The organism is Pelagicoccus mobilis, from assembly GCF_016595505.1.
Taxonomy (GTDB): Bacteria; Verrucomicrobiota; Verrucomicrobiia; order Opitutales; family Opitutaceae; genus Pelagicoccus; species Pelagicoccus mobilis.
This window is the reverse complement of sequence record NZ_JAENIL010000039.1, coordinates 23196-38164: the sequence shown is the minus strand read 5'-3', so window position 1 is coordinate 38164 and position 14969 is coordinate 23196. Positions and strand designations below refer to the sequence as shown.

The window sequence follows — 14969 nt, the reverse complement described above, 5'->3', positions numbered from 1 at the left end:
GGTGGCCTATTTTTTTGCCTAAAGAAACGGAAGTTTCCGGAATTGGTTTACAGAGACCGCAAACGATATGAAATCCCAACGACAGGAAAGCCAATCGATGCAATCTCACGACCACGAAGATTTTCTCCAACTCTACAGTGCGAGTGAGCCGACTATCCGTGCATTCGTTCGCAGTCTAGTACCCAACCAACGCGACGCCTCGGAGATCGCTCAGAACACCGCCGTAGTCCTCTGGAGACGCTTCCACGTATTTGTCGAAAAGCACCCTGAATACAAAGCGGCCGAACTCGAAGTCGAAGACATCCACGCCCACTTCAAACGCTGGGCCATGACGGTCGCTCGTTACGAAGTCCTCAGCTGGCGCCGCGACAAAGCCCGCGACCGGCACGTATTTTCCGATACTCTCCACGAAATGCTCAGCAGCGAGGCGGAGGAGAAAGAGCCTCATCTCGAGAAACTCCAATACGCCTTAGAAAGCTGCCTGAAAAAGCTGCCCCAAGACCGCCGGGACCTGCTCCTCGAGGCCTACACTGCACGTAACAAGCCCCAGGAACTCGCCACCCGCACCGGAAAGACCCTGAACGCGTTCTACCAATGGATGCATCGCATCCGCCTCAGCCTGGTAAAATGCGCAAAACGGACGCTCGCCACCGAAAGCTACCAATGACCCTCGAACCCTCCAAACTTTTCGCAAAGTACGTAGACGGCACCATTTCGCCGGAGGAATTTAGCGTACTTGACGAGCGCCTCTCCAAGGACCCAAACCTGCGAGAGGAATTTCTCGAATACATGCGGGTCTGTGTGGTCATTGAAGACAACGCCCCCATTTTCGAGGCTCAAAAGGAAGGCCTGCTAGAACTCCCTCCCCTCAATAAGCCGAAGCCATCCAAGCTCATCCAATTCGCAAAATGGTCCGTAGCCACCGCTGCTTGCGCCACGATCGCTCTCACACTTTGGACTTTCTATCCCAAGAAGACACCCGCTGAATCCGCAATAACCGCCCAGGTCATAGACCTAAAGGACGTCGAAGATCAACCCTTCGAAGTCGGCGACAAGATCGGTTTGAATGAACTGCAAATCGCAAGCGGTTGGGTCCGTCTCGAACTGCCCAAGGGCGTCGTGTTCGACATGTACGGTCCCGCGAAGGGCGAGTTTGTTAGCGATCAACGCTTTCGCCTCGACTCGGGACGCCTCAATGTAGACGTCGGTCCTCTCGGCAAAGGATTCACTGTGGTAACCGATAGCGCGGAGATCGTCGATCTCGGCACTGAATTCGGTGTCGAAATCGGCGACGACTCAGAAGCAAAGGTAGCCGTATTCTCAGGCGAAGTAGAAGTCCACTCGAATAAGGAAGTCAAAAACCCAAGACTGCTCACGCAAGGTGAAGGCGTTCAAGTCGCTTCCAACGGGAAATCGTCTCGCCTCATGTCCATCAACATCGCTGATCAGGACAAGATCTCCGATTCATCTGCTATCTTCGCGGACAACATAAACATTCGCGACGACTTCACGACTGATGAATCACTTCGCTACTATGGCATTTTAAGCGGTGGACTGCGCGAAGGTGTTCACTCCTATACCACCCACCCCACCGTGCGCTGGAAGAGCGATGCGGATCAAGAGTTCCCCACCGAATTACAAGGTGCAGACCTGATTCAAACGTTCTATAAGGACCGTTTGGAGAGAGACCTTAACATCAGTCTGGATGTTAAGAATCCGTCCAAGGTTTATGTCATATTCGACGAGCGTTATCCGACCCCAGAGTGGCTCTCGGAGAATTTCACCGAAACCGATATGGTAGTACGTTCCGGTCCTTGGCGCCCCGTCATGATCGTCCAGGACATCCTCCCCGATAATCAAGGGTATTTCTATGTTCGATACAAAGTGTGGAGCAAGGACCTCTCTCCTGGCGAAACCTTGAACATGGGTGAATCCAGGGTCCCAGAATCGGAGGGTAGACTGTTCCGAGCGATGTACGGAATCGCCGTGAGAGAGAACGTGCAACAATTCGCCCAAGCGAATACCGAAAACTAATCCCAATGTTACAACGTTTGGGCCTCCTCGCCCTCCTGTTTTGTCTCTGCTCGCTTAGCTACGGCGGCAAGCAGCGACCCAATATCATTCTCGTCATGGCGGACGATCTAGGTTGGGGACAAGTCGGTTACTACGACCATCCCGACCTCGAAACGCCGAACCTCGACGCCATGGCCGCTAACGGCCTGCGCTTCGACCGATTCTACGCAGGAGCCCCGGTTTGCTCCCCCACTCGTGCCAGCGTGCTTACCGGTCGCTCAAACGATCGCACGGGGGCCATCAGTCACGGCTACGCCCTGCGCCGACAGGAAAAGACAATCGCCACCGCGCTCGCAAATATTGGATACGAAACCGCACACTTCGGTAAATGGCACCTAAACGCCCTGCGGGGGCCAGGGATTCCGCTTCTTGAAAACGATCCCTACCACCCGGGTCACTTCGGTTTCCAGCATTGGCTCACTACTTCCAATTTTTTCGATCTAAATCCGCTGATGAGTCGAGAGGGAGCGTTTGAAGATTTCCAAGGAGATTCCTCTGAAGTCGTAGTAGATCAAGCACTACAGTTCATCAAAAAACGAAAGGACAAGAACCGCCCCTTTTTCAGTGTCATCTGGTACGGAACGCCACACAGCCCATTCACGGCATTCGACGAGGACGCTGCCCGCTTCTCGAATCACGAAGAAGACAAGAAAAACCAATACGGCGAAATCATCGCCATGGACCGCAGTATCGGCACCCTTCGCAAAGGACTCCGTGATCTAGGAATCGCCGACAATACGATCGTCTGGTTCTGCAGCGACAACGGAGGGCTCAAGAGCATGGGCCCCGAAACAGTCAACGGACTCCGCGGTTTCAAAGGCAGCCTCTACGAAGGAGGGATCCGCGTTCCAGCCATCATCGAATGGCCCGCCGTGATAAAAAAGGGCTCCGCAACAAAAACACCGACCGCCACCATGGATATCTTTCCAACCATCGCCACCCTAGTTGCAGCAAACAAAGAGGACATGCTTCAGCCTAGCGACGGCTCCGACCTTAGCTCATTGATTAACGGCAAATCGTTTGAACGAAAACACCCCATTCCCTTCCGGCACATCGGTCGCGGCGCTTTGATCGACGGAAACTACAAGTTAATCTCCCTCGACTACGAGGGAGGAGAATTCGCCCTCTACAATCTCGAAAAGGATCCCAGCGAAACAACAAACCTCGTCGCGGAAAAGCCCAAGGTCGCAAAACGCCTCATCCGAGTATTCAGAAAATGGAACCAGAGCGTAGACCGCAGTGCCGAAGGGAAAGACTACCCGGAAGGCAAACTCACCACACCGGATCCTGAACCCATGCATTGGGCTCAAAGCAAAATTTTCGCCCCCTACTTCGAAGAATGGTCCAAACGCCCCGAATATGGGTACTGGATCGAACGTTGGACGAAGAGGTAGCGGCCGTCGTCCCCGACGGCCATACAGTGCTTGGACCTCCAAAACTACAAGCTACGACCAAACATGATAGTCAGAGCCCTATTCACAACTTTCTCCACTTTCCTCGCGAGCATCGCCCTAGCTGCCCCTTCAAATAGCATCAACCAGGAGTTGGCCCAAAAAATCCTGCAGGATGAGCGTCTCGAAAAAGTGACGCAAATGGGCTACGATCTGCTTTCTTCCGGAATGAACGCAGGCGACAAATACGATCAGGTTTGGATCCGAGATCTGAATACCTTCATTGTTCCCCTTCTAGAAGTCGCCCCTCAAGACGCGGTTCGAGACGCGCTGCTCACTTTCTTCCACTTTCAGGGTCAGGACGGTAACATCGTCGACGGCTTCGTATCCCGCGATGAAGGCAGACTCAAAAAATACCAACGCGTTTACCGCTACACGCCAACTCGCCCCAACCTCAAGGCCCACAAAAATAGCGTAGAAACCGACCAGGAGAGTTCACTCGTACAAGCGGTGTCGCTGTACATCCAATACACGAATGATAGCTCCATCCTAGACGAAGTCGTCCGTGACATTCCAGTACGCGAACGATTAGAAATGGCTTTGAGGTTCCCCCTAAAGTACCGCTTCGCCAGTAAATACGGACTCATTTGGGGCGGCACCACAATCGACTGGGGTGACGTGCAAGCAGAGAGCCCCAAAGGAGTAGAACTCGACTTAGACACCCACCGAGCAGTCAACATTTACAGCAACGCACTGTTCATGATCGCTATCGACTCATACCTATCGACGGTAGCGAAGGACTCTCCCACTCAAAAAGCAAAATGGACAAGTATCCACAAAGACTTACATGCCGCCGTCCGGAAGCATCTTTGGGATGAAGCCTCTAAGAAGTTCATCCCCCATCTTTACCTGGAAGAAGGTTCCCCCTTTCCGGCTGACTATGACGAAAACCAGATTTTCTATCACGGCGGAACCGCAGTCGCAATTAGAGCAGGACTCTTAACTCCTGATGAAATCTCCGCATCACTAAAACGAATGAGAGAAAACGTTGAGGAATCAGGAGCCCCAAGTATCGGGCTCACTGTGTATCCGATTTATCCGGAGGGCTTTTTCAAAAGCGCCTCACAACGCCCATGGTATTACATGAACGGTGGTGATTGGACTTGGTTTGGAGCACGCATGATTCGCCAACTCGCCCGAAACGGATTTGCAGAAGAAGCCATGACCGAACTCGAACCGATGCTGGATCGGGTGATCGAACACGACGGGTTCTACGAATGGTGGAGCCGAGACAACCAGCCACACGGAGCGAATTTCAGAGCCTCCGCCGGCGTCTTGATCGAAGCCATCACAGAATTGCGAAAATGGGCTGAACAAAATAGCGAGGTAAAGTCAGCTTCCTGAATTTTCAGTCATAGATCAGAGACCCCGCATCGCCCCAGAGTTCCACCCATCTGTCCATAGACCTTTTCAAGTAAACCTCTGGTTCTTCAGTTAGCTTGAAGTTCACAAATCCGATTTGGCTAGGAGTTTTGTGCTCTCTGATCAGCTTCACAAACGGAAGTAAATCGTATTCACTTTCTTCTAAAGAAGTGCTCTCCGCTCCCGAATTGTCTCCATCCGCCCCGACAGTCGACCCGGAAATTATCACGGTCGAAATATAATCTCCCGACTGCTCAAAGGTTTCAGCAAAAACAGAATCTGCTCCGGATTTAATTTCATGAAACAGATTGATGGAAAGTCCCAGAAACGGACTGTCGATTTTCTTCACTAGCGGCAATGCGTCCAAAGCAGTTGGAAAATACGTTCCATAATGGGAATACAGAACCACCTTCACCTTCTTCGAAGCCGCATATTCTACGATGCCTCTCACCCACTTCTCGACCTGTTCGTCAGTGACGCTTCCGCTCTTCTTGTCTCGTCCCCAAACCCATAGATCCACACCCTTTCCTGCGATACGATCAATTGCCGCTCGATGATCCGTATCCGAAAAACCATACTTACCAAACGGATGAGTCAAATACATGGCATGAACACGAAAGTCATCTCCATGTTTTTCACTCATTTCCATATATTCATCAAATTTCCTCAAAGAAGACTCCCCCCTGCCATTAACCACTATCCCCGAGTACTTTAGATCAACCAACAAGTCGACAACCGCTTCCACTTCCATCGTCTCCAAGCCTCCGAAATCATAAGTATAAAGCCCTTTGATTCTGGTCCCTTCGTTTGACTTAGAAAAGCCGTAACCCGCAGCCAACAGACAAACAAAAACAACAATAAAAACTCTCAATTCCTTCATCACGCAATTCTCTTCAATTTGAGGTCTGAAGCCATATCACCCATCAAGCTCATACAGACCGATTTCCTCGCAAAGCTCTTTCCAGCGGATCATCGAACGCTCTAAATGGTCAGCCGGATTTTGAAGATTGAAATTGATGAAAGCGATCGGTCCTTCAAAGCCGCTCTCCTTGATAAGCCGCATATACGGCCTCAAGTCGTAAACACTTTCATCCAATGACAGGATGGTAGAACCGCTCTTACCTTTCGCGCTCGAACGATCCACTTCAGTCAAGGCGCCTGAGATCATGATCGCAGAAATCCGTCCCTTCGCCCTTTCAAACGTCTGCTCCAAGACATCCCCCTTATCTGCAATCAACTCGTGGCAAAGGTTAATCGCGGTGCTCAAGGAAGGATGATCGACCTTCTCCAAAAAATCTAAGGCATCATCGGTCGTATCGAAAAAAGTGTCGTAGTGCGGATAGATGACCACCTCCACCCCCTTCGTTTGGGCATAATCTGCAATCCCCACAATAAAGTCCTCAAGGACTTTAGCAGTAAAACGTCCGTCCGGTTTCGCATCTCTCAACCAAACCCAAACGCGTCCACCGTTGCCTTCCATTCGATCGATCGCCGCTTTCAACTCCGTATCGGAAAGCCCCACTCTATCGAATCGATGAGACATGAATGCCGCCTCTACCTTAAAGTCGCCCTCTGAGCGACGACTCCACTCATGATACGTATCCAGACGCTCCCGACCTGCATCGCCACGAGCGTGCACAGCAATGCCCGAATACCCCAAACCGGATACCAGCTCCGCTGAGCCTTCTGCCTCCAAGTGCTCAAGTCCCCCAAACTCAAAAACATACAAGGATCTCGGCGTCTTTTCCGAACGTGCTTGAATAGTCCACGCGACCGCGACCACCGCAACCAATGCAAGGAGCCCTAAATAGGTTTTCTTTTTCATAAAATCATATCGTTGGTATCACGATATCCGTCGAGTGTTTCGAATTCTTGGATACGCCACGGCTGTTGAGTCGATCACAAAGCCCAAGGAGTGAAATACAACACCTGTCCTGAAGGCTTTGAGAATCTCAAGGTTTCGTTTAAAGGTTCTTTTCCAAGGGAAACGCCAGCGAAGCGCCAAAGGTAACGGAAAATAACAAAATTTGCTCCCTCCGTACGGCGACCTTCCAAGCCTAAGTCGAAAAAACGACGTTACCATTTCTCACTATTCGGAGTATCCCTGTAGACCAGTCCTAGCCTTCTTCATGCGAAAAGCCATTGCTCCCATTCTACTCCTTCTAATGCTCCCTTCCGCACTGTACGCCCAAGGCCGCATCACCACGGGCAAAGTCGTCGAGCAATACAAACAACTCTGCGCTAGCTGCCACGGCGAAAACATGGAAGGCGGACTGGGCTCATCATTAATCACCGGCGAATGGAAACACATCGGGCCCGACTTAAGCTTCGTCGAGCATGTCCAAAACGGCAATGCCGCCGTAGGGATGCCCCCCTTCGCTGACGCCTTAAGCGCTTCCGAGATCCGCGCCATGGAGATTTATATCGGCGAAGTCCGCTACAAGAACTCCTCCCGCAAAAAGAGCAAGAGCGCCCAAAACTTGAATACTACTTACGAAGGTGGCGGGTACTCTTTCAAGATGGAAGCTGTCATCCCGGAAGACCTAGGGCTGGATACCCCTTGGTCCATCGCCTTCCTGCCCGACGGAGGTATCCTCGTCACCGAACGTCCGGGAAGCTTGCGAATTTTCAAAAACGGAAAACTGTCTGCCCCCATTAAAGGCATCCCCACGGTTTGGGAATATGGACAAGGTGGATTGCTGGAAGTCGCGCTGCACCCCAATTACGAAAAGAATGGATGGATCTACCTCTCCTTCGCTCATATGGGTGGCCAGATGGATGGCCGAGACCATGGGATGACAAAAATCGTCCGGGGGAAAATAAAAGGCCGCAAGTGGACCAATGAAGAAGTCATCTTCGAAGCGAAATTCGAACACTACATCAAATCCGGCCCTCACTTCGGCTCCCGCATGATATTCGACGAACAAGGCTACCTCTACTTCACCATCGGCGAACGCAATCAAGGCGAAATGGCCCAAGACAACACCCTGCCAAACGGAAAGATTCACCGCGTATTCGATGACGGCCGCATTCCTCCCGACAACCCTTTCGTAGGGCAGAAAAACGTCTACCCCAGCATATGGTCCTTTGGACACCGCAACCCCCAAGGCCTAGACATCCATCCAATCACCGGCGAAATCTGGTCCTCAGAACACGGCCCTCGCGGAGGCGATGAAATCAATCTTATCCGTCCTGCCATCAACTACGGCTGGCCCATCGTGTCCTACGGAATCAACTACGATGGAACGCCCATTTCAGAAAAACCTACCGCACCGGGCCTTGAGGACCCCAAACACCATTGGACGCCTTCCATCGGAGTCAGCTCCATCAACTTCTACCTCGGTGACCTCTTCCCACTCTGGAAACACGATCTCTTCGTCGGTGGCTTATCCGCCCACGAGCTGCACCGTCTGGACGTAAAAGACGGCCAAGTCCTATCCGACGAGATCGTCATTAAAATAAAAGGCCGTATCCGCGATATCGAAACCGGCCCCGACGGAGCTCTCTACCTAGCCCTAAACAAACCGCATGCGGTCGTTCGGCTAATCCCCAATCCCTAAGCTTCCCACTCCCAAAGCAGATACCATCGATTCACCTATTCTCACCAACAGCATTCAAGGACCATGGAAAAAATCGCACTCGGAAATAGCGTTCTCCAATCAACCCGCCTCATCTACGGCTGCATGCGCATCGTAGGTGACCAATCCGCCGACAGTAAGGCCAAAGGAAAAAAGGCGCTGCAAGCGGCTCTCGACGCCGGCTACAATCACTTCGACCACGCCGACATCTACGGCGGCGGCGAGTGCGAGACGCTATTCGGCGAATTCCTGAAAGAAAACCCGGGCCTCCGCGATGAACTGATCATCACCAGCAAGTGCGGCGTGGTCTTCAAGGGCAACCCCGCCCCAAGCTCCCCAGGTCGCTACGATTTCCGCAAGGATCACATCCTCAAATCCGTCGACGGCACCCTCTCTCGACTGGGAATCGATACTCTCGATCTTCTCCTCCTCCACCGTCCCGACTACCTCTTCCACCCTGACGAAGTCGCGGACGCCTTTGCCGAAATGACCCATGCTGGCAAGGTAAGGCACTTTGGAGTCAGCAACTTCCGACCAAGTCAACTCACCCTCCTCCAGTCTTCCCTCGAACAACTGCTCCTCGTGAACCAAGTGGAGATCAATATCCACAACATCGATACATTGCTCGATGGCACCCTAGACCAATGTATTGAAAGCGGTATTACTCCTCAAGCGTGGTGCCCTCTGGGAGGCGTTGTCTATCCGGCCTGGGGCAACACCTTCACTCCTGAAACCGAGGAACGCATCAAAAAGGAGTTCGACCGCCAGTCCGAAATCTACGGAGTCGAGAATTGGATCATTATGCTCGCATGGATCCTGAAACTGCCTTCGCAAGTAGCTCCCATAATCGGCTCGACCGATCCCGATCGGATCGCCACCGCCAAGAAAGCTCTCGAGATCGATTACACTCGCGAAGATTGGTACCGCCTCCTCGAAGCGCGAAACGGCCAACCAGTGCCCTGATCCAAGCAGCACATCCTCCAGCGTGCTGCGGGATCCTTCATCTGCATTCCCAAGCAGCATGCGCTATCGCTGGTCTCGAGACCTCAAATAGCAGCTCCTCCCTCAGAATTTTTCGTTACTTTTCGCCGTATCTTGGAGTTCCCCACTAAGCAAGCATTCAATCGACAGTGGCCCCCAAGGAACCTACAGAAGAATTTATCCAGCTCATCACCCAAAGCCAGAGCCGTCTCTACGCCTACGCCTTCTCTCTGCTTGGCGACAGACAGGAGGCTCTGGATGTGATGCAAGAGACCAACATTGTGCTCTGGCGGAAATCTGATCAGTTTCAGATGGGCACCAATTTTGGAGCTTGGATGCTCAAAATCGCCTATTACCAAGTCCTCGCCCGCCGACGGAAACAGAACAAACAAGAACTCTTCGTGGATAGCGACTATCTCGAAGACCTGGCTTCCGAAGTCGAAACCTCAAGTTCGGACTTCGACCAAAAGGAAAGAGCTCTTCAACTCTGCCTCGAGAAACTCCCCAACCGTCAACGCGACATAGTCCGGCGGCGTTACTCCGAAGGGTACTCCATCAACTCCGTCGCCGAACAACTCAACGTGGCCGCCAGCGCCATCAAACAAACTCTCTTTCGCGCACGCTCCAACCTTATCAACTGTGTGCAATACCGCATGAGGGAAGACCTGCTATGAGCGACGAATCCACTCCAGTAGATTTTCGCGACCTCTTGGAAGCCGTCATCGATGGCGTCGCTAGTCCCGAGGAAAAGCGGAAACTCGCTCTCATCATAAAAAGCGACCCGGCCGCCCGTAAGCAATACATCCAGCACTGTGAAATGCACGCCGCCCTAGCCTGGCAACACGGAGTGCTCGACCAGTTGCCCTTCCCCGGCCAGTTCGACGAGAGCGAGTCAAACCCGGGCGCCAAAAACGTCATTCCTTTCCCCATACACAGAGCTCTCAAGATAGTCGCCCTAGCAGCCTGCATCGCCCTAGTCGGCTTTTTCGTTTACCAAGGCGTTCTTCCAAGCCTCGAAAGAAAGGCATGGCTCTCCAGTAAAAGCGTGGGCTCCATCGACCGTTACTCCGGAGGGCAACTCGTCGTATCCGGTACCAACATCGCAATTGACCAAGGCGAGATCCTTCGTGCCGGAGAATACTCCCTCGCTAAAGGCCTCGCCGCCTTCACTCTATCCAACAAGGTCGAGGTCCTCCTCGAAGCTCCGGCTCACTTTGAAATCGTATCGCACGACTTAATACATCTTCACGAAGGCAAACTCTCGGCCCACGTTCCCCCCGAGGGCATCGGCTTCACTATCGATACACCTCACGCTCAAGTCGTCGATCACGGCACCGTTTTCGCCATCGAAGTCGCCGGAGAGCGCCAAAGCGAAGTTCACGTCTTCAGCGGAGAAGTAGAGGTCAAGCCCCACGATGCCCCACCTGAGGAATCCTCTCTCACCCTTACCACCTCCCAAGCCACCCGTATCCAATCCGGCATCACCGCTCCCTTCGGAATCGAACTCGATCCCGAACGTTTCCTCCGCAGCCTCGACGAACCGCCTCTACGGTACTTCAAGCAAATCCGAAAAGAAGCCCCTATCGCCTACTACCGAATGGCAGTCAGCGAGGACGGAAAAACACTGTTGGACAGAGCTCCAACAGAATCCCCAAAACACGGCATCATCCACCAGCAAAGCGAGCACGGGTCCCCCTTCTGCACTGGCAGATTCGGCGCGGGACTTCGTTTCAAAGGCGGTGCGGAGAGAACCTACGCCATCGTTGAAGACTGTCCGGGATCGCTCAACAACGAGTTCACGGTAACCGCCTGGGTCTATGCCACTTCACGAGCTCGCTCCGCCACCATAGCAAAGACCAAAGATGAAACCGGAAGCGGTCAGTTTATGCTTGGACTCTTTCGGGACCACGGCGGCCTGGAAGCCCGCCTTCCCAACGGCAACGGCACGACGCTTCATCTATCCGACTCCACACCCATGCCCCTACGCGAATGGCAACACATCGCGCTGGTCGTAGACGGAAACCTAGCCCGCCTCTATCGAAACGGTCACATCGTCGCTGAAGAACCGTACACGAAAACCAAGAAACTCGCCTCCCAAGTCCTCTCCATCGGGGCGTTTCTCAATAGAGACGAAGCAGGAAATTTCGAGCCTAGCCGCTTCTGGGATGGCAAGATTGACGAGTTATCCATCCACGACATCGCCTTTCCGCCAGAACAAATTCTGACTCTCGCATCTAGCCCCCAATAGGCATCATCCACCACCCCGTTGGTCATAGCATATATGAAAAAAACACTCACTCTCCTCGCAGCTCTCCTCGGTTTTGCCATCCTCCCTCTTCACGCCAAGAAAGCGCCAAACGTGCTCTTCATCGCCATGGATGACCTAAACGATCGCATCGGTCCCATGGGCTTCGAGTCAGCTCACACGCCCAACATGGACCGACTCGCTGATCAAGGTGTCACTTTCCTCAATGCCCACACCGGCGGCATCTACTGTGCTCCTTCCCGCTCCGCAATCTTCACCGGCCGCTACGCCCCCACCACAGGCTGCTACCGCAACCAACCCTATTTCCACCAGAATCCAGAGATCCGCCCGCTCCAAGTCGCCTTCCAAGAAGCGGGCTACCGCACCTACGGAGCTGGCAAACTCTTCCACCATCCAGCTGGGTACGTCGATCTCCGCGGCTGGGACGAGTTCTTCGTACGCAGCCAAGAGCAACGCGAAACCGGCTGGCCCCTCAACTCCTGGGATAAAGAGACTCTCAATACGCCAGAGTCCATCGCTCCCAATCCGTACCCAAATAGCATCTACAACAAAGAAAAAATCCGCTCCGGCAGCGGCTGGTTCCTCGAATGGGGAAAAGTGAAAAACGAAAACGAGGAAAAGATGGTTGATACCATCTGGACCAATTGGGCAGCTGACCTCCTCAAGCAAAAACACGACAAACCCTTCTTCGTCGGCGTTGGTCTCTACGCCACCCACTTCCCCAACTACGCACCTGAAAAATATTTCGATCTCTACGACCGCGATAGCATCGTCCTCCCCCAAGTCAAAGACGACGACCTCGAGGACTTGCCCGAACGTATTCGCAAGATAAAGACAAACCGCAAGGCTCAGCACCACGATTACCTTGTAGAGTTAGACGCCTGGAAAGACGCAGTACACGGCTACATGGCTTGTATTTCATATGTGGATGCGATGGTCGGTCGCCTACTCGACGCCCTGGAAGAAGGGCCAAACAAGGACAACACCATAATCGTCTTCTGGAGCGACCACGGCTACCATCAAGGGGAGAAAGGCGATTGGGGAAAGCACACGCTCTGGCAACGCACCTCTGGGGTCCCCTTCATCTGGGCTGGTCCAGGAGTTGCCGACGGTGAGATTGTCGACGCGACCGCAAGTCTGGTAGACATGTATCCAACATTTGTAGAAATGTGCGGACTCAAGAAGGACAAGGGCCTCGAAGGCGAATCGCTCGCCACCGTACTTGAGACCCCCTCAACAGCAGAAGATCGCAACGTACTCCTCCCTGGAATGGAACCAAACGAATACGCCATCATCAACCAGGACTGGCGCTACATTCACTACAAGGACGGCTTGGAAGAACTCTACCACGTCCGTAAAGACTTCCACGAATGGAACAACCTAGCTGAAGACAGTCGATTCGACTCGATCAAGGCCGAGCTCAAAGCCTCCGCCCCAGAGAACTTCGTCAAGCCCAACAACAGCAAACCGAAGCTCGTCATCGAAGGCGAAACCTTCCGCTGGGAATAGCGTCATTGGAGAAGATCAACCGTTACGAACAGGCTTGGGACGGCGCCCAAGCCCTACTTTTCTTTGGTTCATCACCAAATGCACTGGAAGAGAACCCAACCGTTGGAGTACCGCCTTTAGGCGGCAACCCTAAGCAACGGAAACCGATAAGCCCGCTGAAGCGGGAACACCAACAGTCTAACCTCAAACAGCAATCCACTGGATTTGGTGATGAACCTTTTCTTTGAGGTAGCGTCCGGGCGCCGTCCCGGACTCTGCAGAGAGAATGAGTAAACAGCCCCTCGCTAACTACCTCTTCTCGCCCGCTCTAGCATCGATCTCCTCCAGATGATTCCTCATCTTTTGCAGGATTCCTGCATGCTCGGGCGAACCCGCTAGATTTTTCAATTCACCTGGATCCTTCTTCAGGTCATAGAGCTCCTCGCCCGAACTCCACTTGGCATAACGCCAGCGTTCAGTGCGAACTGCTTGGCCGAGATTCTTGCCTCGGGTGACTACGGTATAGACGACTTCCTTACCGTCGGCCTCAGAATTCTTCATATTCCGGAGAAAGCTCTGCCCTTGCACGTGTTCGGGATCTTCGAGCCCACAAATTTCTGTCAGCGTTGGAAAAATGTCCAGCAGCTCGACCAAGCCTTCGCTCTTCGAACCGGGGCGGGTAATCCCAGGAGCCCGCACCAGCATCGGCACTCGAGCACAAATCTCAAACAAGGTTACCTTCCCCCACATGAAGTGATCGCCCAAATGATAACCGTGGTCGGAAATGAGGACTACGATCGTATTGTCCGCTTTCCCTGTTTCTTCCAAAGCATCCAACACCAACCCGATCTGGGCATCGATGAAAGAAATACACGCGTGATAGGCCTGCATATTGGCACGACGAAGTGCATCGTTCTCCACACCGAACTCAAAATCGAATCCCTCGTACCGCTTCGTACCTGCTTCTCGAGGGGCTTGCTTCCAGAAATCCTTAGACGCTAGCGAAAACTGCAGTTCATCTTTTGGATACAAGTCGAAATACTTATCCGGAGCTAGGAATGGTCCATGAGGCTTGTGAATCCCTAGCGAAATGAAAAACGGTTTGTCTCCGAAACTTTCCTTCTCAAGCCACTCAATGACCTTCAACGCGTTTTTTCCGTCCTTGTGCTGGTCGTCTCGCAATCCCGACGGCCCATAACCTGGCTTCTGATTCTTGGTCTGCGTAGCGATGTCATAGTAAATCTCCTTCCACTTTTTGACGTTCTTGCGATCAGTCACTGGACCATGCTTCTTTTCGAAAGCCTCTCGAACAGGAATCACCATAGGCATCTCATCATTATCGAACCAATGGCTTTCATCCCAAGTGTCCTTGCCGGGAGTGCTCTTCAAGTTGTGATAAACCTTCCCCGTCGCCGCAGTCCAGTATCCGTTTTCCTTAAAAAGCTGAGGCATCGAAACCGTTCCAGGACGCGTCTCACGGATATCGACCTTATTGGATACAACCCCGCTGGACTGCGGGTACAGACTGTGCAGGAAAGAAGTCCGCGATGAGTTACACACGGGATACTGGCAATATGCTCGATTAAAGGTCATACCAGTCTCCGCAAGCTTATCGAAAGCAGGGGTCTTTATGTGCTCGTATCCGGATGTCGATACATGCGTATTCAAATCATCACATACGATGAACAGCACATTGGGTTGTTCACTCTTCCCGAATGCAAAAACAAAGGGAATCGAAAGGCTTAGGATAACAGGCACTAATCTCATGTA

12 protein-coding genes are annotated in these 14969 nt (G+C 52.6%); 9 read left to right on the top strand and 3 right to left on the bottom strand.

Going from position 1 to position 14969, the window contains the following annotated elements; genetic code table 11:
* The first annotated feature begins 67 nt into the window (after window positions 1-67).
* The 4 genes from JIN87_RS19185 to JIN87_RS19170 all read left to right on the top strand — a co-directional run bounded on the left by JIN87_RS19185 (window position 68) and on the right by JIN87_RS19170 (window position 4868).
* Entirely contained in the window at window positions 68-667 is a 600-nt protein-coding gene (locus tag JIN87_RS19185; protein WP_200357230.1) for a sigma-70 family RNA polymerase sigma factor, read from the top strand.
* A complete protein-coding gene (locus tag JIN87_RS19180; RefSeq protein WP_200357229.1) occupies window positions 664-2034 on the top strand; it encodes a FecR domain-containing protein in 1371 nt (456 codons plus the stop codon). The genes JIN87_RS19185 and JIN87_RS19180 overlap by 4 nt, the downstream gene beginning before the upstream one ends.
* 5 nt (window positions 2035-2039) lie before the next feature.
* A complete protein-coding gene (locus tag JIN87_RS19175) occupies window positions 2040-3467 on the top strand; it encodes a sulfatase family protein (RefSeq protein WP_200357228.1) in 1428 nt (475 codons plus the stop codon).
* Window positions 3468-3530: 63 nt separating this feature from the next.
* Window positions 3531-4868, top strand: a complete 1338-nt coding sequence (locus tag JIN87_RS19170) for a glucosidase family protein (protein WP_200357227.1) — start codon at window positions 3531-3533, stop codon at window positions 4866-4868.
* Window positions 4869-4872: 4 nt separating this feature from the next.
* Here the strand turns inward: JIN87_RS19170 and JIN87_RS19165 are convergent, their stop codons facing one another.
* Entirely contained in the window at window positions 4873-5769 is an 897-nt protein-coding gene (locus JIN87_RS19165) for a sugar phosphate isomerase/epimerase family protein (RefSeq protein WP_200357226.1), read from the bottom strand.
* Between the two features lie 33 nt (window positions 5770-5802).
* The gene (locus JIN87_RS19160) at window positions 5803-6711 is read right to left on the bottom strand and encodes a sugar phosphate isomerase/epimerase family protein (RefSeq protein WP_200357225.1); all 909 of its coding nucleotides are present in this window, start codon (window positions 6709-6711) and stop codon (window positions 5803-5805) included.
* 340 nt (window positions 6712-7051) lie between these two features.
* Between JIN87_RS19160 and JIN87_RS19155 the strand changes: the two genes are divergently transcribed.
* The 5 genes from JIN87_RS19155 to JIN87_RS19135 all read left to right on the top strand — a co-directional run bounded on the left by JIN87_RS19155 (window position 7052) and on the right by JIN87_RS19135 (window position 13220).
* Window positions 7052-8446 (top strand): PQQ-dependent sugar dehydrogenase, encoded by a 1395-nt coding sequence (locus JIN87_RS19155; RefSeq protein WP_200357224.1) that lies wholly within the window; start codon window positions 7052-7054, stop codon window positions 8444-8446.
* 63 nt (window positions 8447-8509) lie between these two features.
* Window positions 8510-9427 (top strand): aldo/keto reductase, encoded by a 918-nt coding sequence (locus JIN87_RS19150; RefSeq protein ID WP_200357223.1) that lies wholly within the window; start codon window positions 8510-8512, stop codon window positions 9425-9427.
* A gap of 167 nt (window positions 9428-9594) precedes the next feature.
* Window positions 9595-10119 carry a sigma-70 family RNA polymerase sigma factor gene (locus JIN87_RS19145; protein ID WP_200357222.1) on the top strand — a complete coding sequence of 175 codons (525 nt, stop codon included), beginning with the start codon at window positions 9595-9597 and terminating at the stop codon, window positions 10117-10119.
* Window positions 10116-11693 carry a LamG-like jellyroll fold domain-containing protein gene (locus JIN87_RS19140; protein WP_200357221.1) on the top strand — a complete coding sequence of 526 codons (1578 nt, stop codon included), beginning with the start codon at window positions 10116-10118 and terminating at the stop codon, window positions 11691-11693. The genes JIN87_RS19145 and JIN87_RS19140 overlap by 4 nt, the downstream gene beginning before the upstream one ends.
* A 33-nt stretch (window positions 11694-11726) precedes the next feature.
* Entirely contained in the window at window positions 11727-13220 is a 1494-nt protein-coding gene (locus tag JIN87_RS19135; protein WP_200357220.1) for a sulfatase, read from the top strand.
* 288 nt (window positions 13221-13508) lie between these two features.
* On the opposite strand, the gene JIN87_RS19130 is transcribed toward JIN87_RS19135, so the two are convergent.
* Complete coding sequence (locus JIN87_RS19130; RefSeq protein ID WP_200357219.1) at window positions 13509-14966, bottom strand: sulfatase; 1458 nt, start codon at window positions 14964-14966, stop codon at window positions 13509-13511.
* Between the last annotated feature and the right edge of the window lie 3 nt (window positions 14967-14969).

Coding starts and splice junctions, on each gene's coding strand:
- JIN87_RS19185 (WP_200357230.1), top strand. CDS start 68: ATGAAATCCCAACGACAGGAAAGCCAATCGATGCAATCTCACGACCAC.
- JIN87_RS19180 (WP_200357229.1), top strand. CDS start 664: ATGACCCTCGAACCCTCCAAACTTTTCGCAAAGTACGTAGACGGCACC.
- JIN87_RS19175 (WP_200357228.1), top strand. CDS start 2,040: ATGTTACAACGTTTGGGCCTCCTCGCCCTCCTGTTTTGTCTCTGCTCG.
- JIN87_RS19170 (WP_200357227.1), top strand. CDS start 3,531: ATGATAGTCAGAGCCCTATTCACAACTTTCTCCACTTTCCTCGCGAGC.
- JIN87_RS19160 (WP_200357225.1), bottom strand. CDS start 6,711: ATGAAAAAGAAAACCTATTTAGGGCTCCTTGCATTGGTTGCGGTGGTC.
- JIN87_RS19155 (WP_200357224.1), top strand. CDS start 7,052: ATGCTCCCTTCCGCACTGTACGCCCAAGGCCGCATCACCACGGGCAAA.
- JIN87_RS19150 (WP_200357223.1), top strand. CDS start 8,510: ATGGAAAAAATCGCACTCGGAAATAGCGTTCTCCAATCAACCCGCCTC.
- JIN87_RS19140 (WP_200357221.1), top strand. CDS start 10,116: ATGAGCGACGAATCCACTCCAGTAGATTTTCGCGACCTCTTGGAAGCC.
- JIN87_RS19135 (WP_200357220.1), top strand. CDS start 11,727: ATGAAAAAAACACTCACTCTCCTCGCAGCTCTCCTCGGTTTTGCCATC.
- JIN87_RS19130 (WP_200357219.1), bottom strand. CDS start 14,966: ATGAGATTAGTGCCTGTTATCCTAAGCCTTTCGATTCCCTTTGTTTTT.